Source organism: Psychrobacillus sp. FSL K6-1267, assembly GCF_038003265.1.
Taxonomy (GTDB): domain Bacteria; phylum Bacillota; class Bacilli; order Bacillales_A; family Planococcaceae; genus Psychrobacillus; species Psychrobacillus faecigallinarum.
Window position 1 is genome coordinate 2,481,951 of the sequence record NZ_JBBOOR010000001.1, and the last position, 20,621, is coordinate 2,502,571.

The 20,621-nt window shown below is 35.4% G+C and carries 22 protein-coding genes; all 22 read right to left on the reverse strand.

Translation table 11 applies throughout. The features are described from left to right. Positions 1–59: 59 nt before the first annotated feature. Positions 60–608, reverse strand: a complete 549-nt coding sequence (locus MHB55_RS12685; protein ID WP_195761994.1) for a hypothetical protein — start codon at positions 606–608, stop codon at positions 60–62. 248 nt (positions 609–856) lie between these two features. Then, complete coding sequence (gene minD, locus MHB55_RS12690) at positions 857–1,657, reverse strand: septum site-determining protein MinD (RefSeq protein WP_144535718.1); 801 nt, start codon at positions 1,655–1,657, stop codon at positions 857–859. Between the two features lies 1 nt (position 1,658). Next, positions 1,659–2,330 carry a septum site-determining protein MinC gene (minC, locus tag MHB55_RS12695; RefSeq protein WP_144535716.1) on the reverse strand — a complete coding sequence of 224 codons (672 nt, stop codon included), beginning with the start codon at positions 2,328–2,330 and terminating at the stop codon, positions 1,659–1,661. Between the two features lie 36 nt (positions 2,331–2,366). Further along, positions 2,367–2,894, reverse strand: coding sequence for a rod shape-determining protein MreD (mreD, locus tag MHB55_RS12700; RefSeq protein ID WP_151109332.1), 528 nt, complete (start codon positions 2,892–2,894; stop codon positions 2,367–2,369). Continuing rightward, a complete protein-coding gene (gene mreC, locus MHB55_RS12705; RefSeq protein WP_144535712.1) occupies positions 2,891–3,796 on the reverse strand; it encodes a rod shape-determining protein MreC in 906 nt (301 codons plus the stop codon). Before mreC ends, mreD begins: the two co-directional genes overlap by 4 nt. 13 nt (positions 3,797–3,809) lie before the next feature. Beyond that, a complete protein-coding gene (locus MHB55_RS12710; protein ID WP_144535710.1) occupies positions 3,810–4,829 on the reverse strand; it encodes a rod shape-determining protein in 1,020 nt (339 codons plus the stop codon). Between the two features lie 92 nt (positions 4,830–4,921). Then, on the reverse strand, positions 4,922–5,620 hold the full coding sequence (radC, locus tag MHB55_RS12715; protein ID WP_144535708.1) for a RadC family protein: 699 nt from the start codon (positions 5,618–5,620) through the stop codon (positions 4,922–4,924). After that, entirely contained in the window at positions 5,617–6,219 is a 603-nt protein-coding gene (locus tag MHB55_RS12720; RefSeq protein WP_144535707.1) for a Maf family protein, read from the reverse strand. Before MHB55_RS12720 ends, radC begins: the two co-directional genes overlap by 4 nt. Before the next feature lie 93 nt (positions 6,220–6,312). Further along, on the reverse strand, positions 6,313–6,969 hold the full coding sequence (locus MHB55_RS12725) for a hypothetical protein (protein ID WP_340844534.1): 657 nt from the start codon (positions 6,967–6,969) through the stop codon (positions 6,313–6,315). 85 nt (positions 6,970–7,054) lie between these two features. Beyond that, positions 7,055–7,810: a prepilin peptidase gene (locus tag MHB55_RS12730; RefSeq protein WP_144535703.1), complete on the reverse strand. Its 756-nt coding sequence runs from the start codon at positions 7,808–7,810 to the stop codon at positions 7,055–7,057. Positions 7,811–7,819: 9 nt separating this feature from the next. Beyond that, positions 7,820–9,379 (reverse strand): sensor domain-containing diguanylate cyclase, encoded by a 1,560-nt coding sequence (locus MHB55_RS12735; RefSeq protein WP_340844536.1) that lies wholly within the window; start codon positions 9,377–9,379, stop codon positions 7,820–7,822. Between the two features lie 75 nt (positions 9,380–9,454). Beyond that, a complete protein-coding gene (locus MHB55_RS12740; RefSeq protein WP_340863376.1) occupies positions 9,455–10,141 on the reverse strand; it encodes a potassium transporter in 687 nt (228 codons plus the stop codon). Continuing rightward, positions 10,138–10,728 carry a PilN domain-containing protein gene (locus tag MHB55_RS12745; protein WP_340863377.1) on the reverse strand — a complete coding sequence of 197 codons (591 nt, stop codon included), beginning with the start codon at positions 10,726–10,728 and terminating at the stop codon, positions 10,138–10,140. The genes MHB55_RS12740 and MHB55_RS12745 overlap by 4 nt, the downstream gene beginning before the upstream one ends. Continuing rightward, positions 10,728–11,702: a type IV pilus biogenesis protein PilM gene (gene pilM, locus MHB55_RS12750; RefSeq protein WP_340863378.1), complete on the reverse strand. Its 975-nt coding sequence runs from the start codon at positions 11,700–11,702 to the stop codon at positions 10,728–10,730. The genes MHB55_RS12745 and pilM overlap by 1 nt, the downstream gene beginning before the upstream one ends. A 142-nt stretch (positions 11,703–11,844) precedes the next feature. Beyond that, complete coding sequence (locus MHB55_RS12755; protein ID WP_340863379.1) at positions 11,845–12,279, reverse strand: prepilin-type N-terminal cleavage/methylation domain-containing protein; 435 nt, start codon at positions 12,277–12,279, stop codon at positions 11,845–11,847. A gap of 88 nt (positions 12,280–12,367) precedes the next feature. Beyond that, positions 12,368–13,573 (reverse strand): type II secretion system F family protein, encoded by a 1,206-nt coding sequence (locus MHB55_RS12760; RefSeq protein ID WP_154310567.1) that lies wholly within the window; start codon positions 13,571–13,573, stop codon positions 12,368–12,370. After that, positions 13,573–14,613: a type IV pilus twitching motility protein PilT gene (locus tag MHB55_RS12765; RefSeq protein WP_340863380.1), complete on the reverse strand. Its 1,041-nt coding sequence runs from the start codon at positions 14,611–14,613 to the stop codon at positions 13,573–13,575. Before MHB55_RS12765 ends, MHB55_RS12760 begins: the two co-directional genes overlap by 1 nt. Positions 14,614–14,623: 10 nt before the next feature. Further along, positions 14,624–16,282, reverse strand: a complete 1,659-nt coding sequence (locus tag MHB55_RS12770) for an ATPase, T2SS/T4P/T4SS family (protein ID WP_195762020.1) — start codon at positions 16,280–16,282, stop codon at positions 14,624–14,626. A 25-nt stretch (positions 16,283–16,307) separates the two neighbouring features. Beyond that, the gene (locus MHB55_RS12775; protein ID WP_340863381.1) at positions 16,308–17,648 is read right to left on the reverse strand and encodes a VanW family protein; all 1,341 of its coding nucleotides are present in this window, start codon (positions 17,646–17,648) and stop codon (positions 16,308–16,310) included. Between the two features lie 433 nt (positions 17,649–18,081). After that, the gene (locus MHB55_RS12780; protein WP_340863382.1) at positions 18,082–19,656 is read right to left on the reverse strand and encodes a DUF7305 domain-containing protein; all 1,575 of its coding nucleotides are present in this window, start codon (positions 19,654–19,656) and stop codon (positions 18,082–18,084) included. Between the two features lies 1 nt (position 19,657). Then, entirely contained in the window at positions 19,658–20,077 is a 420-nt protein-coding gene (locus tag MHB55_RS12785) for a prepilin-type N-terminal cleavage/methylation domain-containing protein (RefSeq protein ID WP_154310557.1), read from the reverse strand. A gap of 6 nt (positions 20,078–20,083) precedes the next feature. Beyond that, a complete protein-coding gene (locus tag MHB55_RS12790) occupies positions 20,084–20,524 on the reverse strand; it encodes a type IV pilus modification PilV family protein (RefSeq protein WP_340863383.1) in 441 nt (146 codons plus the stop codon). Positions 20,525–20,621 lie beyond the last annotated feature (97 nt).

The following is a 20,621-nucleotide window of genomic DNA, read 5'->3' on the forward strand; positions in this document are numbered from 1 at the left end:
CACCAGAAAGGTAAAAAAATAAAAGAAAGGGAATCATAATAGGATGAATTCTGAAAAGCCTACTCTTCATAATTTGTTGCAAGCCAGTCGACAATATCCGTTGTCTCTAAAGTTTCTCCATCCTTCTCTACTTGAACATACAGAATATCTCTTTTTACTGATGCAAATATGTCTCCCGCATTTACGGTTGTATATGGTAGCTGATAGAATTCTTCCACAAATCCATAAGTAACCGTTTCTCCATTGTCATATAGAATAGAAATAGTCTTCCCAGTTTTTTTCGTATAGCCGGTAAATATAATTAAACCATTTTCAGAAGCACCAATTTTTTGGGAAGCACTGATTGAAAGCACTGCTCCTTGACCATATGGTTGGATGGTACTGTACTCAAGCATTGGATGTTCTAAAAGGGGTGCACTAACCGTCACCACGTCTTCATTTGGGGTAATCCATTCCCTAACTTTTTGATAAATTTCCGTCGGCTTTTGAGGTGCTAAAAGTGTATTTGAATAGTTTGTAGATAGCACATCGTTTTTTTCAAATTTGTCCATAACGATGAATAGAAATACTAATAGAATTGCAAGCATCCATTTTTTTTTCGATAGCATAACATTCCCCCTAAAAAAATATATGACTATCTGTCCCATTTCATGAATAAAAGAGGTAAGGGTATTTTTTCTTGAAAGTTTGAAATCAAAGAACATAACAACAGCCTGGACTATATTTAACCCAACAGATTCATTTGAAGTGACAAGGTAACACAAAAATAAAAAATAGATAATGTAAATAAGGCACTCTCTGTTCAAATCGAACAGAAAGTGCCTTATATAATCTTTATAAATAGCTTAGTCATTTTTTATTTAGAAAAAATTGATTTTATCTTCGAAATGACGCCTTTTTTAGGTGTATCCATTGACATTAACGGAACGGATTCTCCTAGAATTCGTCTAGCTATGTTTCTGTATCCAAGCGCTGCGCGGTTGGAAGGATCCATTACTACAGGCTCGCCCTTATTAGATGAGGTAATGACATTCTCATCATCAGCTATAATTCCTAGTAAGTCTATGGATAAATGTGTAGTGATTTCGTTAATATCTAAAGCATCCCCACTTTGCATTAAATGCTGACGGATACGATTGATGATTAATTTTGGTGGATCGATGGAATCCTCTTGCTCTAACAGTCCAATAATTCGATCTGCGTCACGCACTGCCGAAATTTCTGGTGTAGTGACAACAATTGCTTTATCTGCTCCGGCAATAGCATTTTTGTACCCTTGCTCAATACCAGCAGGGCAATCAATGAGAACATAATCATAATCTCTTTTTAGTTCTGTTACAAGATTTTTCATTTGCTCTGGTGTCACTGCATTTTTATCCGTAGTTTGTGCTGCTGGCAACAGGTATAGCTTGTCCTCAAAACGCTTATCTTTTACAAGCGCCTGATGTATTTTACAGCGGCCCTCTACTACGTCTACTAAATCATAAATAATTCTATTTTCTAGTCCAAGAACTACGTCTAAGTTTCTTAGACCTATGTCTGTGTCCATTAAACAAACTTTCTTACCTTGCAAAGCCAATGCAGTACCAAGGTTAGCAGTGGTCGTCGTTTTACCGACTCCTCCCTTACCTGAAGTTATTACGATTGCTTCTCCCACATTAGCTTCCTCCTTTAAATGTTGATAGATTTGGTCTTATTAATCTTAGCTCCTGTAAGCGATCGATAGCTATAGAGCCATTAGTATGTAAATAAGCACATTCCATTTCAGGCTGCTCAGATAAGACACTTAACTCATCTGTCATCGTTTCTATAACACTATCAATTATTAGATGGGTTGCCTCTAGCCATGATGCTGCGATGACAGCCTCTCTGTTACCATTTGAACCAGCATGCGCGATTCCTTTTAATCGTCCAAGTACAAACACATTACCGCCTGCAACTACTCGTCCATTCGGATTGACATCCCCTATGACAACGAGGTCACCTTCTGCTTTGATAACTTGTCCAGAACGTACTATTCCGACGTAAGTCTCTGATTGATTTTCTATTAATCTTCTATTACATTCTTCAACAGCCATAACCTCGCTCTGTATTTTCGAAACGCGAAGATGCTCTGTTTGTTGAACACAGTTGATAATTTCTTTTGCCTGCTCGTCATTACAATATCGATATCCAAGTTGTAAGAGTACTTCTGCCTGGCCTTCAAAACCTTCATCAGAAACCTTTTTCGTTAATTCTTCTAAAAGTTCTGTGTATGAACACTGATCGTCTAAACGTAATACAAGGCCCTCTTTCGTCCCTTTAATCGATATTAACTGCTTTTTTGTCAATCAAGTCACCTCAGATCTACTGTCAACCAAAAACAATTATTTTTGAAGAAGTAATGCTTTTTGATTAAACCGATATAGAAGAATATATTTAAAAGCCCACCCGAACATCAAAATAAAAATGAGATTCGCAATCATCGTTGGGATGAGATTATGTTGATAGAAAGTTGTAAATGTCATGAATTTAATACCGATGGCCGTGTAGAAAAAGAACAGTAAGGTTTCTACTACTGCCACCAAAACTAATGAGAGAAGTGTAGCTACTATCAGATGTTGATGGATAAATTTTACGATAAAGCTTGCCACTAAACACATTAGAGGGTAAATAAAAGAATATAATCCAATAATATCAATGAAAAAGACATCATACAAGAGGCCAAACAATAAACCATATAACATTGCTCTTTTTCTATTGTAATAAATGGAAACAAAAATCAAGTATATGATTAAAAATCTTGGAACTAATGTATAAAGTTGATCGTTCAGCTCAATCGGTGAGAAAAGACCAAAAATCGGTTCCATATAAAATAATAGAACCGAAATGATCACTACTAGATATCTTATCATGAGCCATCCCCTGCCTCTTCCGTCAAGTCAGCCTCTGTATTGTCACCATCCGAACCGTCTACCGGATTGATAGAACGCTTAGCAATGATTACATGTTCCAATATAGAGAAGCTTGCCGAAGGTTTAATATAAGCAAGTTTTGTTAAACCGTAATCATCGGTGGTAACCTCAGTCACCTCACCTATTATGATTCCTTTCGGGAATATTCCACCTAAACCTGAAGTAGTAACTTTTTGCCCTTTTTCCACTTTAAACTCTGAATCAATTCTTTTCAGTATTAATTCTTTTCTAGTTTCATCATATCCCTCGATTAGTCCAAAAACCTCTCCCTCTTCGCTAGCAATAACTGCTGAGACCCGGTAATTAGGATTTTGAGTAGACATAAGTTCAACGGTTGACGTGTAAGGAGTAGTTAAAATTACTTTACCTATAAGGCCTTTGGCAGTCATCACAGCCATATTAGGCTGGACACCATGAATTTCCCCTTTATTGATAATAATTTTTTCTTCCCACTGATCGGGATTACGAGCAATTACCGTCGATTGGATCGGATTGAAGTCTCGTAGATCGTCCTTTTTGTCTAGAATTTCTTGTAATCTTTCATTGTCAAGTTTTAAGGAATTAACATCTGCTTGTAAGGAGGCATAATCTTCTAATCTTGCTTTCAATCTTTGGTTTTCATCATATGTATTGAGTAAAGAATCTACATTATTAAAAATACCAGAAACATACTGAGTCGGCTTGGAAAACATTGTTTGTCCAAAACCGACTACATCTTTGATCAATTGCTCTGGCAATGATGCATGATTTCGATCGCGCAAAGAAAAGCTGATGAGTGCCACAAGAAAAATCATCCCTACAAGTAGCAAGATTAATCGCTTATTTGAAAAAAACTGTGGCATATCTCACTTCCCCTTAACCTTTTGTTTGTTGACGTTTTAATAATCCCATATGATCTAACGCTTTACCAGTCCCAATTGCAACACAATCTAACGGATTTTCAGCTATAAATACAGGCATATTCGTTTGATCGCTAATTACCTTGTCTAAGTTACGTAGCAATGCTCCACCACCAGTTAGCATGATTCCACGCTCCATAACGTCCGCAGATAATTCTGGAGGAGTCTGTTCCAACGTTTTTTTCACTCCATCGATAATTGAAGCAATTGATTCGCGTAAAGCACTAGCAATTTCCTTGGAGGAAATTTCAATAGTTTTTGGTAAGCCTGTTACTAAATCACGTCCGCGAATATCCATCATTTCTTCTGCTTCCATCACACGTGCAGAACCGATTTCCATTTTAATAGCTTCAGCAGTACGTTCACCAATCGTTAAATTATAAGTTTTACGTACATAGCTAGTGATTGCTTGGTCCATTGCGTCTCCGCCAACACGTACAGATTCACTAGTAACAACACCGCCTAGAGAAATAACAGCAACTTCTGTAGTTCCCCCACCTATATCAACGACCATACTTCCCGTAGGTTCCCAAACTGGCAAATTAGCACCAATCGCAGCAGCGAACGGCTCTTCGATTGTTAGAGCTTCACGAGCTCCAGCTTGCTTTGCAGCATCAATAACTGCACGTTGTTCTACAGAAGTGATGCCAAAAGGAACACAAATCATGACATTTGGCTTACTCCAAGACATTCCAGATGCCTTCATCGCATTTTTTAAGTAGTATTCTATCATTGCAGATGTAGTATCAAAGTCAGCGATAACCCCATCCTTCATTGGGCGAATCGCCACTATAGAACCAGGAGTACGGCCAATCATGTTTTTAGCATCATTACCTACTGCTACAATATCACCATTTTGTACGTTTTTAGCTACAACGGAGGGCTCTCTTAATACAATGCCCTTCCCCTTAATGAAAACAAGCGTATTCGCTGTTCCTAAGTCTATTCCTACGTCTCTTGATCCAAATCCAAACACTATTTTTTACTCCCTTTCTATCCCAAACAAGTTTCACTTATTCTTTAAGTAATAACACTTATTATAACGGAAAGAAAGGAAAATGCACAGTGTCACATATACCCCTTTTCTTTTAAGCTGATAAATTGATGATCTCCAATGATTACATGGTCAAGAAGTTCAATGCCCATCAGCCTTCCAGCCTCCATGAGACGCTTAGTCACATCGATGTCTTCTGTCGAAGGAGACGGGTTACCTGAAGGATGGTTGTGTGCACAAATAATGGAGGCGGCTGAACGTTTTACCGCTTCTCGAAATATTTCCCTTGGATGAACAATGGAAGCATTTAATGAGCCGATGAAAATGGTTTGCTTGTGTAATATTTGGTTTTTGACATTTAGAAACAAAGTTACGAAGTGTTCTTGAGTGAGGGAGGCCATCTCGGGCATCAAATAAGTGGCTGCATCTTTCGGGGACCTAATAGTAAACTTTTCATTTGTTTTTTGCTGAGACAATCTTTTTCCTAGTTCAACTGCCGCTAATAACTGAACAGCCTTTGCCTGGCCTATGCCTTTAACTGTCATCATTTCTTCCATCGTAGCATTTTTTAATTCTTGAATTTGTTCAAAAAAACCAAGTACACGATTGGCTAGGTGTAGAACAGACTCTTGCTTCGTTCCTGTACGAAGCAAGATGGCTAGCAGTTCTTGGTTAGATAAGCTTTCTGCACCCTGTCTGATCAATCTTTCTCTAGGCCTATCGGCAATATGTACATCCCTAATCATCAAAGAAGGGGGAGTATTTACAGTCATAGAAAATCCTCCTTATCTATTTGGATAACGTTTAAAGTAAGAAGTGTATGGAACAATCGGCTGAGTGGTAGACCTACCACATTATTGTAGTCTCCATTAATCTTTTCTACAAACATCCCACCCAGCGTCTGAATCCCATAAGCCCCCGCTTTATCAAGAGAATCTCCTGTAGCAACATAAGCATCAATTTGATCATCTGTCAGCTCATAAAATGTAACGGTTGTCGTTTCTGCAAAGCCGATTGACAGACCTGCTCCGCGAATAGACACACCTGTAATTACCCTATGCTCTTTGCCGGACAGAGCCCGAAGAAACTCTCTCGCCTGATTATTATCTACAGGCTTAGATAATAACGTTTCTCCTAAGTAAACTGTTGTGTCTGCTGCAATCACAATTGCTTCCTTATTTCGTTGTACTATTTCATCAGCTTTTTTTGTAGCAATTGCTAGAGCAAATTCCTCTGGTGGTAATTCCCCTTCGATTTCCTCCTTTATACCTGACGCCTTCACCTCAAAAGGCACTCCTAATCGAGAGAAAAGCTCCTTTCTTCTCGGTGACTCACTAGCTAATATAATTTTATTGTTTGCAATAACTTTCATTGTATCTCCTCCTTTTTCTAAGCATACAAAATAATGGAGAAAATGAAAATTGTATATAAAACGCGACTATTTCATTTTGAACTGTTTTCAGGCTTAAAAACTTAATTTTACACAATTATTTTGTTCCAAATAATGTGTAAAAACATGCAGTCGGATGACTGAAGGATTGTCTGAAAACGTTGTTACCGCTTGCACGATTGTTGCTAGGTCTTCAGGATATTTATCCTTGCTTGCAATAGAATCAAAAAAATTTTTAGATAAGTTTTCTTCTGTTAATAGAGTCATTAAATTTTTAACTTTTGGATTCTCACACGCACTAGTAGATACATAGAAATTCTTTACAAATGAAGGCAATGCCTCTGAACTTACTGCTGAAGCTTCATTCACATATAAATCACTCCAAATGTAAAACTGTCCCTCTGCTTGAACTATTCCTGCTCTTTCTAAGGATGGCTCAACTGCCATAAAGGAAATTGCACTTTCTTTCGTGGAAAACATTCCATATTGCCTAGCCTTGAAAGTCAGCGATGGATTTGCAGATACATCTATCTTATCTCCCTCGGGTGCATTTTCCTTTCCGGTTACTGGGGTCTCTGTTTCGTTCTTTTCTTTTCCCTCTCCCTCTAACTTTCGATCGTTAGCCATATTCAAAAATAAACCAAACAATAAAACACCTACCACACCTATAACAAGTCCTTGTAATCCTGCCAGCAAAACCATTTTTTTAGGATTTTTTTTTCTAAATGGCATACAATCACCTCTTTTTGACCACTTTACCATTCACCATATAAAAAAGGACAAGACCTTTGTCGGCCTGTCCTTAAAATTTATCGAGTTAAAAAAACAAATTGATATACCAATCGACAATTGACTCTGCATAAAAATAAGAAATAATAGCGGCAACTGCAATAGACGGTCCAAATGGAATAGGTGTTTTTCTACCTTGCTTAGAGATTCGAAGCGTGATAACCCCAACCACAGTTCCAATAATAGAGGCTAAAAATAATGTCACTAAAGTAGGAGTTGTTCCTAACACAAGGCCGATGACGAAAAACAGCTTAATATCACCACCGCCCATTCCTCCTTTCGACACAATAGCGATTAAAAATAAAATCCCGAACCCAATGACCGCTCCAACAATGCTATCCCACCACGGGGTTAAAGGTGAAAAAAACCTACCAATCACCAATGGTATTAAAAAGAACAAAAGGATTTTATCCGGTATAAGCATATACGCGATATCTGAAACGGTGATAATTATTAATAACGAAATAAACAAAAGAGCAACAAGCAATTCCCATGTAAAACCAAGCTGAATATAAGCAAAGGTAAAAAATAGGCCAGTAGAAAGCTCAATAACAGGGTATACCCAATGGATTTTAGTTCCACAACCTCGACATTTCCCCTTCAAAAAGACATAAGAAAATACAGGCACTAAGTCTCTTGCTGTTAAATTTCTATTACATATAGTGCAATGAGAAGGTGGCCGAACAATAGACTCACCCTTAGGTACTCTTAGACCAACCACATTGTAAAAGGAGCCAAAAATCAATCCATATACAAAAATCAACACTGCAATTACTATTTCCATCCAAACACCCTATTTCCTGCTTTTTAAGCTTTCTTTATCTTCGTACATATTCAAGTCAGCTTCGTGAAAAAGATCCTCAAAAGTTACTCCTTGATCGGGGCAAAAGGATACTCCGATACTTGGTGTTATCTCAATCTGAATATTATTATATGTAAATTTATTTTCGCTAAATGTTCTACGCAATCTCAAGAGCCAAGCGTCAAATACATCACGCGATGGAAAATTGTCTAAAAATAATACAAATTCATCGCCACCAAAACGTGCTATTAAATCTCTTTCACTTACTGCATCTTTTAATAATTCCGCAGTATATTGGAGCACCTGATCCCCAATATTGTGACCAAAGCTATCATTAATCGTTTTAAAATGATTTAAATCTAGCAAAATAAAATATGCCTCAATTGATGGTCTTCTTGATAACTCTATGAGTCTCTTGTTAATATGAGTGACAAAAAATGCCCGATTATGCAAATCCGTAAGCACATCATGGTAGGCCATATGCATAATCATCTTTTCCTTTTCAACCTCGCTAGTTACATCTCGAAGCATAGCGTAGTATGTTCTTTCCTTACCCGTGACTACATACTTAGCATCTATAGAAAAATGTAAGATTCCATCCATAAATAGATTATCTAATGCTAAGGGGTAATCTCGAAGCGTTCCTGTTTGTTGAAGTTCGTAAATTAGCCTCCGAACTACATTTTTGTTATGATCCGTCTGAGCATATTTCAGCAAGTTCTTATCTATACTATCACTCATATTAAGGAGGAATCTGCCTTGTTTATTAATCTCTAATATATCTAAGTTTCCATCTACAATTATGATAGGAATAGGACTAATATCGAACAGTGTTCGGTAACGCCTCGATATATTCGGTAACAAATCATTATGCAGGAAGGAAAATGCGATAAAAACAGAAAATACGATTCCTTCGTAGAGAAACGGATAAGGTGGTATATACTCTCCAAAATTTGGATATCCCAGCCCAATCTTTATTGTAAGAGATAATACCGTGCAAACTATCAAGAAATGTAACATTTTGTGTCGCTGTATATTCTTCGCCTTACGCAACCCGAGTAATAAAATTACTAACATCGAGATATTCAAGATACCTGAAAAGGTCAACATGGTGTAATATACACCGTTAAATACAGGCACATACCAAATACCTTTATGCTCATGTATAAAAGAAGGAAGCTCTCCCCATAAAAGAACTTGAACAACCAGCATCAATAAAAGAGGGAAATAAAAGATAAATGGATAACCAAACTTATGTAACCGCTTTTGTATGTTGGCAACATGGATATACAAATGAAAGGAGAACCCCACTATTAACAAACCAATAAGGCTAAAAACAACCCCCGATATTGGAGAGCTATATTCAATGGGGAGAAGATGCCGAAAGAACTCGATGAAAAAAAAGATACTGTAGGTTGTCAAAATGGCAGCTACCAATCTATTTTCCAGCCGCCTTGACTGCCGGGACATTACGACACATGCTAAACCAAACAAAAATAGGGCCGGAAGGATATATACAGCTATATAAATACACACTTGAGATATCGACATATATATTCTTCCAATCCATGCTTTATTATCTATTAAAATGAGAGAAGATAAGATTTAAACAAGAAGAAGGTAAAATTATTCATCCCCATAATAGAATGTGGTGACTTGAATAGTTGCACTTACAGCCTCCTGAGTATCTCTATCATAGAGTTCTTCTTCTCCAGCTAGTGAAAATTCAATTTCATCTATCCGATAAATACGCTCTAAGCTTTCAATCTCTTTGATAAATGTACTTAGGTGATCATAGTCCTTCGCCCACACCGTAATTTTAAATGTGATTAACTTTAATTGGGGTGGGAGTGTAGTATTAGCTACTGGCGAGACTGGTGTATCAGGCGCTAACTCTCCATCTAAAAGTTCCTCCTCTGTTATAACTGGTTCATTTGAAGGTACCTCTGTTTCAGTAGTTGCCAATGAAGAATCTGCCACGATTTCATCATAATTATTAAAATCAATCGACGCTATCCTTGCCTCGCTAATTAGTTCAACTTTTTCAATTGATTGAACAAGCCTATCTAGTTCACGTGTAAGAGGAACTTTTTTTTCTAAAAGAAAAGTATTTTCTTCCTCCACTACCGATGTATTTAGCTGCGTACTAAGCAAGTCTATTTCATTACGGACATTGCTGATAATAACTTCTTTAGATTCCTTTTCTTCCTTCAATGGATTGATGAGAAAAAAGTATAAGGCACCGAGTAATACTGCTACTAGAGCAACTAACAGAAGATATCCTGTCTGTTTATTACTTACTAATTCATTCACTTTTGGGGACCCCCTTCTCGTAAATAAACATTCTCGATTTCTAAATATAAAATCACAGAATTTCTCCATTGAGCATCAAAGTCAATCGTTTCACTTTCCGTATCCTGTTCTCCTAAGGGCTCAAAGCTAGAAAGTTTTTCAACCTTAACATCATGGAAATAAGGGCTATTTAACAGCTTTTCAATAAAAGCAGATATCTCATTCATTGTCTCAAAATCTGCCTTTAGTAAAACTCCTTCTTCATTAAACTCATAATTACGCAAATAAGTATTTACTACTAGTAAGGATTGAATTTCATCTATTAAAGGACTTATAGGGTATGAAACACTCTCTACAAAGGTAACGGAAGAAGAAAGACTTCCTTGATTTCCTGTTCCCATTGCATCAACCTCAGAGCTCAGCAAGTCCCTTTCCACAGAAATCTCTGTTTCCTTACTACTCAAAGATTTCAAATCACTCTTTAAAGAAAAGTATTGAATGCATAGAAAAATTAAGAGTAACCCTACTAAGATAGCTCCTATAATCACTATAAGATTACTAGATTTTCGTCTTTCTATTGGAGGCAATAAATTAATTTCAGGAACCATTATAATGCCTCCTTATGTACAAGTCCGATAAGAGAAATATATTTTGCTTTCAGATTTGGATAAATCGCTTGAACATTATTATCATCTACAAATCGAATAGGAGTATCATAATTAGCACGCATTTGCGAAACAATATAATCCATTTCCGGAGAATCACCTAAAATAATAATTTCATTTACTTCTTTTTCTCCTTTATATAAAGAAAAACGATAGAAGTTTAATATACGGTCAATTTCTGCAATCTGATCGATCAGCTGAGCACGATATTCTTCCAAGTCACCTTCAAAATAAAATTCTAGATTTTGCTCCGTATGCTCTCTAGGTTTCCAATCTAGCATTGAGGTTTCTATCGATTGGTAGCGTAAAAATTCAAGCTTACCAGGAGTATAAATAGAAATATTTATACCGTTAATCGACCAATCAGTAATTAGATAAATCTTACCTGTTACAAAACTTTTACTTTTATCCAAAAAGCGAATAGTTGAGAGGGCTTTTATATCTGCATGAGTTGGATGCAAAGACAAATCATCTAAAATGCCTGCCATTTTAGTCACTTCCTCAGAGGGAGCTGCAAAAAGTGTAGCTTCTCCATCGTTCGGTGTATCATCGTACACATCTATAAGAGGTTGCGTAAAGGGAAGATGTATTGTACGGCCAAGCTCCATTTCCACATATCCTTTTAACCTAGAGGATTCCATGTCTCCCGGATGCTCAAATGTCTTCATCATAATAGAGCTATCTGGAACAAAAAAACGAACATCGGCCTTTTTTATCCCCCATTTTTGGATCAGCTCTTTTAATAATTCAAACAAAGCCATTTCATCTTTAATGACATCTCCATCAATAATTCCAGGTGGTATACTAGACTCAAAAACCTCTCCTTCACTCACATTTGAAGTACTCATGACAATGGCTCTGATAACATATTCATTTATGTCTAAAACGACAAAACGTTTCTTTTTTTTATTGAACAATTTGGTCAATCCTCCATGGTCTTGCGTAAGTATGATTAATTTCACGTTTCAACAAACGAATGACTTCATTTGCTCAAAGGAGAGATTAATTCTTAAGATAATAGTACAGCAGAGTGATTAACGTCTGCTGTACTTTTAAAACCTACTTCTCTAACAGTTGATTTAAAACTGTTTCTGTTACAGTATTTGAAGATACAGGAAATTTTTCTGTATTCTTAATTTCTGAGAATTTACTATAGGTAACTGACCAAGGACCACTTTCAGTTTTTGAAACAGAATAACTTGTTGTAGTTTCTCCATCTGTGATACCCTCAACATAATTCTCATTTAAATTTGTTTGATCACAAGTTGAAGGCGTCGCTAAGGGATCACATACACCTTCAGCTGCTGCTAACTTTGCTCCAGCCAAAATACTGGAAGCTTCAGATAGAATTGCCTTGTCCCTAGAATTATTAATTATATTTCCCACAGCTGGTACTGCGATTGCTGCAACTATGGCTAAAATTACGATAACGGCTAAAAGTTCAATTAAGGTTAAACCCTTTTGGTTTTTCAATAACTTTCTTGTCTTTTTCATTTTATTTCCTCCTTTAGTTGTTAACTCTAAATTTTCATGCATTCTATTCTTAGTAATTTTATTTCACCTCCTTAAATGGGAATTTATATCAAATTTGCTCGTACATACTAAACATCGGTATCATGATCGCCATTACAATTGTTCCTACTATTGCAGCTAAAAAGACAATCATTAATGGTTCAATTAAAGATTTGAGTGTATCAACCGTTCGATCCACGTCATCCTCATAAAAGTCTGCTATTTTTTCTAGCATGTAATCAAGTGATCCGGTTTGTTCTCCAATAGCTGTCATCTGCGTTACTAAAGGAGGGAAAATCCAACTTTTTTCCAAAGGTGCAGATAAAGTGCTTCCTTGTTCAAGACTTGTCCTAGATTCACTAACTACTTTAGCCACAACAGGGTTACCTATTACTTTTTCAACTATTGTCAGTGCTTGTAATATAGGCACTGAGCTACTAAACAATGAGGAAAGCGTTCTAGTCATTCTTGCAATGGCTGATTTCTGAAGTAGCTTCCCAAACACTGGCATTTTCAATAAAAAAACATTAAAAGAATAATAGAATTGTGTATTCTTGTTATAAAGCAAGTAAAAGCTTATTAATATGATAAAAATTGCGGCAAAATAGAAATACCAAGAGTTTTGCAGTGATTCACTGAATCCCATTACCATTTTCGTTATTAGTGGTAGCTCTGCCCCCATGTCATTGAACATGGTGACAAATTGAGGAACAATTGTAAGCATTAAAAATACAGATACAATAATCGTAAGTACTAGTAAAATAACAGGATACGCAAGTGTAGATTGAACCTTCTTTTTCAAGTTAAATTGCTTTTCATAAGAAAAGGCTAGTCTTTCTAATGATTCATCTAGGTTACCCGTCGCTTCTCCAGCTCGAATCATATTAACAAACAAAGCGGGGAAAACCTTAGGGTATTTTGCTGCCGCTTCTGAAAAAGAAAGACCTGAACGTACATCTTCTTCTACATCTTTTAGACCTTTTTTCAAAGGCTTGCTGGAGGTTTGGTCAGCTAAAATTTTGGTAGATTCCAAGATGGAGACTCCAGCACGGATTAGTGTAGCAAATTGTCTAGCGTAGATAACAAAATGTTCATTTTTAACTTTGCCACCAAGGGATAATTCTTTGTGAAGAATACTTTTAGACTCCTCAAGCTCCCTAGGATTAATTCCTTGAGATCGTAATTTAGCTACAGCTGCTTGTTTATTAGTGGCTTCGATAATGCCTTTTTTTAAACTTCCATGAGAGGTTCGACCGTTATACTTGAAAACTACCATTAATATTCACCTACATTTAAAAAGGGCTTAGCTGCTTCAAGAGAAATCTTTCCGCTATTCAATAATGATTGAACTGATGATTCTAAAGTATGCATACCTAATGCTCGACTCGTTTGCATGACGTTCTGGATTTGATGTACTTTTTCATTTCGGATAAGGTTTGCTACAGAAGGTGTTTGAACTAATATTTCTGTTGCTGCCACACGCCCCATACCGTCATTTTGGATAAATAATCTTTGAGAAATAATGCCTTGCAAGACATTAGCTAGCTGAATACGAATCTGCCCCTGCTGGTGTGGGGGAAACACATCAATAATTCGGTCGATTGTAGTAGGAGCACTACTCGTGTGAAGCGTTGCCATTACTAAATGTCCCGTTTCCGCTGCCGTAATAGCGGTGGAAATTGTCTCCAAATCTCTCATCTCTCCAACTAAGATTACGTCTGGATCTTGCCTTAAAGCAGCTCTTAATCCATTTGCAAAACTTAAAGTGTCCGACCCTACTTCTCGTTGATTGATTACTGATTTCTTATGCTTATGAACATACTCAATTGGATCCTCTAACGTAATAATGTGCATAGCTTTTGTTGTATTAATATAGTCAATCATAGATGCCAATGTTGTAGACTTACCTGAGCCAGTTGGTCCTGTTACAAGAATTAAACCTTGAGGCTTGTCCGCCAATGAATATAAAACATTCGGCATTCCCAAGCTCTCTATTGCAGGAATCTTAGATTCAATCATTCGAGCGGCAATAGATACCTGCCCCTGTTGATGATATGCATTTATACGGAATCGACATAGACCTGGCAGCTCATAACTAAAATCGATTTCTCCTTTTTCTTCAAATTCCTCTATCTTAGAAGGCTCTAATACTTCTTTTAACATATCTGCTGTATCGTTTGTGTTTAGCTGTATGTCTCCAAAAGCTTTTAATGATCCGTTAATTCGAAATACAGGTTGCAACCCAACAGTAAGATGTAAATCCGAAGCTTTGTCCTCAAAAGATTTTTCGAGTAAATAAATAATAGAATTTTTCATTTTTTACACCTCAATCTACAGTTGCCACGCGTAACACTTCTTCAGTAGTAGTTAATCCAGCTTTTACCTTAAGCAGCCCATCCTCTAGCAGACTAGAGAATCCTGTTTTTTTCATATGCTCTTTAATTAATGATGGGCTTTTAGAAGTTAAAATAAGATCCTTAACAAATTCATCCACAACTAAAACCTCGTGAATTGCTAAACGGCCTCTATACCCAGTTTGGTTACAGGCAGGACAACCCCTACCTTTTCGAATTTGTTCAATCTGTATGCCTCGTTCAGCAAAAATTTCTTTTTCTCTTTCATTTGGAGCTTTCATCTCTCCACAATCTCTGCAAATTTTACGTACTAAACGTTGTGCTACTATTCCTACTAATGACGAGGAAAGAAGGAATGGCTCAACTCCCATATCCTTAAGGCGAGACACCGATTCTACTGCGCTATTCGTATGAAGAGTACTTAAGACCAGATGCCCAGTTAATGATGCTCTTACTGCAATTTGAGCTGTTTCTAGATCTCGTATTTCACCAACCATTACTATGTCTGGGTCTTGACGTAATATAGATCTTAGCCCAACAGCAAAAGTTAAACCTACTTCTTCCCTCACTTGAATTTGATTGATTCCATCCAATTGATATTCCACCGGATCTTCTACGGTAATAATATTCACATTTTCATCATTTAACTGATTCAATGCAGCATATAGAGTGGAAGATTTACCAGAGCCAGTGGGACCAGTTAAGAGAACAATTCCATTTGGACGCTCAATCATTTTGCTAAAAGCAGTTAAATTTCTATCATTGAAACCTAGCTTTCCTAAGCTATTTAAAGCACTGCTTAGATCTAATATCCTCATTACAACCTTTTCACCATATATTGTTGGAAGAGTAGCTAATCGGATATCAATTGCTTTCATATTAACTGTCAGCTTGATACGTCCATCCTGTGGAATACGATTTTCGGTTATATTCAAATTCCCCATAATTTTTATACGAGCTAACACGACATTTTGCATATATTTTGGAAGAGAACGCTCTGATTTCAACATTCCGTCTACTCTGTAACGAACACGGAGATCATTCTCCTGTGGGTCAAAGTGAATATCACTTGCCCTTTGAGCAACTCCATTCGCAACGATTTGATTTACTAAACGTACGATAGGTGAATCCTCATCAGTAATCTGAGTATCATTTTCTATCTCTTTAGGTGACATATCGATCAATGCTTGGTCCATTGATTCCTGCAAGTCATAATATTTAGTTATAGTTCGATATATATCATCCTTAGCGGCAATACTAGTTTCGATTTGGCAGCCAGTTGCCATTCTAACTTCTTCAATTGCAAAATAGTCCATTGGATCAGCCATCGCAATTAATAATTTATTTCGGTCCTTTTTAAGTGGCATGATATATGTCCGCTTCGCCAATTCTTTGGGAACTAATTGAATCAATTCAGGTTCTATTGAATATTGATTTAAATTCACATGTGGAATTCCTAATTGGAATTCTAATACTTCTATTAATTGTTGTTCTGTTAAGAGGTTTTCTTTAATAAGAAAATCCCCTAACTTTTCTTCACGACTTTTATGTGTTAATGCATATTCCAACTGTTGATTACTAATAACATTGGATTCTACTAATAAATCTCCTAAGCGTTTACGGGCATTCATTTTCACAGTTTACCACCCCTAAAAATTATTTAGATCCATCTATGATGTTTCCTGCCTTGTCATAATAACTTCCCTCAGGTAGTTCATCTGTGTTTTCATTATTTATTATATTGGAAATAGAAGGGTCCGTCGAAACCTCATCGCCCTCTGTCGAAATAGGTCCCATGTCTGCTAAGCCATCTCCATTTAAATCAATTTCCAGATCTGGATCCTGAACAGTAGGTGTTTCTGGTACAATCACTGATTTAATAATAATTCTATTTTTAGGAGGATAATAATCTTGTGATACGAGCTCTTCATTTTCAAAAGGTCCTATTTTATCTGAAATTGTACGATAAACAGATACTCTCAATCCTGGCTTTCCCTCTTCTACTAGCTGTTCTTCACCTGGTGCTAAGTCAGGCGAATATCTATAAATGGTTCTTGGTTTAATTTCCTGCCGTCCTCTAACCTGATACTTTCCTTCAGTTTCAGTGGGTACAGCATAGATTTCTACTAAGAAACTGTTGTCCTTCAAACTAAATTTTAAGCTAGCCGGTTGATCAGTCGTATTTATAAACTTAAAATCTTTACTATTACTAATTTCCGCTTCGATGCCTGCCTCCAAATAAGGTGGAAGCACTCCTTGAGAATGACGTTCCACTATATCAAAATCAGTTTTAAGTACTACACTGTATAGAATGGATGCCACATAATTTAACGTTTCATCAGAGGGGACAATATTTATTTTCTCTATTCTCTCTTTTAGAGAAAACACTTCCTCACTCCCGATAACTTGTTCATTAAGAACGGTAACAATATCATTTAAACTCGTAGTATTTATCATAATTTCTTCGAGAGTAAAAGCAACACGCTCTAATGGTATTAGGGATAAGTCTAATGGAACGCTTTCTATAGGCTCACTAGAAAGGATTCCTACTTTTTCTCTTATATTCCCTAAAGTTTGCTCTGCATTTAAGTGAGACTGTTTTTCTATTAGCCTATTAACCTCTTGACTCATAGTAAATTCTATTGGTAAATGAACTACTGATGAAGTTTTCCAAAAAGTGAACCAGGGTTTCTCTGTTCTTGACAAAAATTTATCGACAGTTCCTTCCACATTAAAAGTGAACCATTCTGCTTGCAGAGTTAATTCTTCTCCATTGTCATTAACTACAGGAATATTATTCTCCCATTCATTAATCTTTTCATTTAGGAAGGAAATTATTTCTGCCTTGTCTGAGGACTGGACCTCGAATCCTCCAATGGAAGAAGCAGGATTATTATTAGCTTCGGCACTCAAAGGAAACAAACTTCGAATAGGAATTGAGATTAATAAGAAAATGAATAGAAAATATAATAACTTTTTTTTAAAAATAAACTTCATAAATCGCACTCCTTTAAACCTATCCACGAAATAGTTAAAAAGAACCTCATAATTAGTCTTTCTAACTACATTTCTTCGAAATAAAGTACAGAATAATTTTTTTGATTCCATCTTTATAAACCTTTTTACTTATTTATATACGAATAAGCTGTCGAATACAAGTAATTTATGGAATATATAATACTATGATTACATAAAAAGCATTTAATTTACAGCCATATACTACTTGTGCTAGAAACTATAGTAGTAAAACTAAATAGGAATAAGTTATAAATTTACTGTAATATATCTAATAACTTTCTATTGTGAGAAAACAATCATGTATATCGGATGTATATCTACATCAAGGAACTTTTATTGAATAATTATAAACAAAAAAAAAGGAATTAAAGTTATGAACCAGAAGGTTAACAACATAATTCCTATTTCCCTTTTATTTTTCTATCAATACTTCTCTTTCTATTAAATCAACTTCATTTTGTTTAGCAGGGATAAAAATCTCTTTTTTAGGTTCAAATTGAGGTATTACTTCTCCATGAGTAAGAACGGTACCACCACTTGCCGAGAACGTATTTGCAACTATCAATCCATTAACTTGTCCGCCACCTGAAAGATCAAAATGAGCATTAGGAGCAAGATATAAATTAGTATATCCTTTTACACCACCGCTGATTTTAAAGCTAGAACCACCTGTATAAATATCTCCAAAGTATCCACCCCCACCAGCCCCAAGATTAATATTGGCCCTTTTAGCATAAATGGAACCATAAATGTATTCTCCACCTGAAGTTTTAATTTCTTCAGCTCCACTGTAAAAGATTTTAATTTTGTCTACGTTTTTGCTATTGCTATTTATAGTACTTGAGCTATATATTCCAATGGAGTTTTTAACATATAACGTAAGTTTCCCTGTTCCTATAATTTCTATATGCCCACTTAAATCTAGTTTATCAATTACTAAGGCTTTATCAGTTGAGCCGACGTCAATAATTAATTTATTATTGCTATTAATAATTAGGTTTTTAAACTGTAAATTCCCGTTATTGTCACCTAATTCACTCATTTTCAATATATAATTATTTGTTAAGTAGTTACTGATTAGCAAATTTCCATCTTTAATAACATACGTTGATTCATGTGGGTTTTTCGACACTACCAAATCTTTCGGTATATTATAGGTAGGTATGACTGGATAATCTGGAAGTTCATATATTCTCTTTACGTTTGAAATAATTTCTCCGTTATGTTTTGTACCGCCGCACATAATTACTTCATTTTTCCAGTCTAAGCATTTTTTGAAATTATCTTTTGCTCCTCCTAAAGCAACATTCCCATTGATAGTAGCACTTCCGGACAATTCAATTGTTTTATTCACATACAAGGCTAAGTTTTCATACTCATTATCTTCAGGCAAAGGATCCTCAGGAGAGCCCTCTTCAGTATCTCCGAGTCCTAAATCGACTATAAAGTCTTGATTAGCCTTTCGGACCTGTTTTCCAATTTTCCCTGTAGATTCAATTGTATATTCAAAGGGATCTATACTTTTTTTAATAAAATTAACTGTAGCTTGGGGTCTTACCAAGCTATTATTGTCATCATAATTTTCTTCAAAAGAATCAACTATGGTTACTTCTTTATCTTTAATTTGAGTATTAATTCTACTATTGAATTCATTCTTTAAAATTTCTTTAAAATTAAATCCAGTTTGTTGCTCCAAAGGTAGATTCTCATATATATTTTTTTTTCTAAGTGTTTCATCATAAGCTTCGTTATATATTTTTTTAATTTTTTCTTCCATAGCTGTTCTAGTTGTAACTATTCCAGCCTCTGCAATATAAAATGTTGTTTGATCAGCCCTCTCACTGCTAGATAATTTTGATACATTCCACGTAATTGATAAAATTGCAAGTCCGAGAACTGAAGTTAAGATCAGCAATAGCAAAGCACTTATGAGAGTAAAACCATTTTCCTTTTGAGTAAGATGAGCTCTATATTTATATTTAAACAATTCAGTCACCTCTTCTAATAATTATCTCAGTTTTTTCACTTTTATTTTGTAAATTTGTAACTTCTATATCCCATTTGTTATTTGATACCGAAACTTCAAAACTTTTAATATGATTGACAAATATTTTGTCATCTTTATTTATAGCTTGCTTATCTTCATCAAATGAATATGTAATTCCATCTAAATCTATTTCCTTTTCACTAATCCAAACAGGTTTTTTTGATTTCCTTATATCCTTTGTTATTGTTTTCAAAGCGAAAGATATATCTGTTAAATTCATATTTTCATTGAGTTGTTTTTTATGCTGTGTAGAGATAGAAAATAAAATATTAGAAAAAAGCCCTATGAACAAAGAAATAATTATAATTACTGCAAGTATTTCAATTAGAGTGAATCCATTATTCTCTTTTAGACGTTTCAACTTTTACTACCTCCACTCTATAATATTTTCCATTTTCACACGTAGAGGACCCTCTTTATTATCATAAACTTCAATAACCAAGTGGTATAAAGAAGTAGATTTACTTTGCAGTTTTAATTTAACTTTTATAAAACCATTATTTGTAACGTCAGCTTTTTCAAAAATTTCTTCTTCAGTATTTGCACTTACTACACTGTATCCTAAATTTTCAATTCCTAATATTCTATCACTTTTTTTTATACGTACACTTAACTCATAAAATCTTTCCATTTCTGTCTGGGCTAGATACGTGGCATCTACTATTTTTTCTGAACTTTTACCCGTTTTTGCTGATTGAAGAAAAAAAGTTAAAAATGACAATAAAATGATAGTAACTATAATTATAGCTACTAATAATTCAACTAGGGTTAAACCTTTTTCATTATGTATATCTTCATGAATAAACACAATAATCAACCTTCCATGATAGTAATTAATGTTATTATTACAGATAAATGTAGCTATTACTATTGTAATCCATCATTTAAACAAAAAGACGAATATA

Coding starts and splice junctions, on each gene's coding strand:
- MHB55_RS12685 (WP_195761994.1), bottom strand. CDS start 608: ATGCTATCGAAAAAAAAATGGATGCTTGCAATTCTATTAGTATTTCTA.
- mreD (WP_151109332.1), bottom strand. CDS start 2,894: ATGATAAGATATCTAGTAGTGATCATTTCGGTTCTATTATTTTATATG.
- mreC (WP_144535712.1), bottom strand. CDS start 3,796: ATGCCACAGTTTTTTTCAAATAAGCGATTAATCTTGCTACTTGTAGGG.
- radC (WP_144535708.1), bottom strand. CDS start 5,620: ATGACTGTAAATACTCCCCCTTCTTTGATGATTAGGGATGTACATATT.
- MHB55_RS12720 (WP_144535707.1), bottom strand. CDS start 6,219: ATGAAAGTTATTGCAAACAATAAAATTATATTAGCTAGTGAGTCACCG.
- MHB55_RS12725 (WP_340844534.1), bottom strand. CDS start 6,969: ATGCCATTTAGAAAAAAAAATCCTAAAAAAATGGTTTTGCTGGCAGGA.
- MHB55_RS12730 (WP_144535703.1), bottom strand. CDS start 7,810: ATGGAAATAGTAATTGCAGTGTTGATTTTTGTATATGGATTGATTTTT.
- MHB55_RS12735 (WP_340844536.1), bottom strand. CDS start 9,379: ATGTCGATATCTCAAGTGTGTATTTATATAGCTGTATATATCCTTCCG.
- MHB55_RS12745 (WP_340863377.1), bottom strand. CDS start 10,728: ATGGTTCCTGAAATTAATTTATTGCCTCCAATAGAAAGACGAAAATCT.
- MHB55_RS12755 (WP_340863379.1), bottom strand. CDS start 12,279: ATGAAAAAGACAAGAAAGTTATTGAAAAACCAAAAGGGTTTAACCTTA.
- MHB55_RS12760 (WP_154310567.1), bottom strand. CDS start 13,573: ATGGTAGTTTTCAAGTATAACGGTCGAACCTCTCATGGAAGTTTAAAA.
- MHB55_RS12765 (WP_340863380.1), bottom strand. CDS start 14,613: ATGAAAAATTCTATTATTTATTTACTCGAAAAATCTTTTGAGGACAAA.
- MHB55_RS12770 (WP_195762020.1), bottom strand. CDS start 16,282: ATGAATGCCCGTAAACGCTTAGGAGATTTATTAGTAGAATCCAATGTT.
- MHB55_RS12775 (WP_340863381.1), bottom strand. CDS start 17,648: ATGAAGTTTATTTTTAAAAAAAAGTTATTATATTTTCTATTCATTTTC.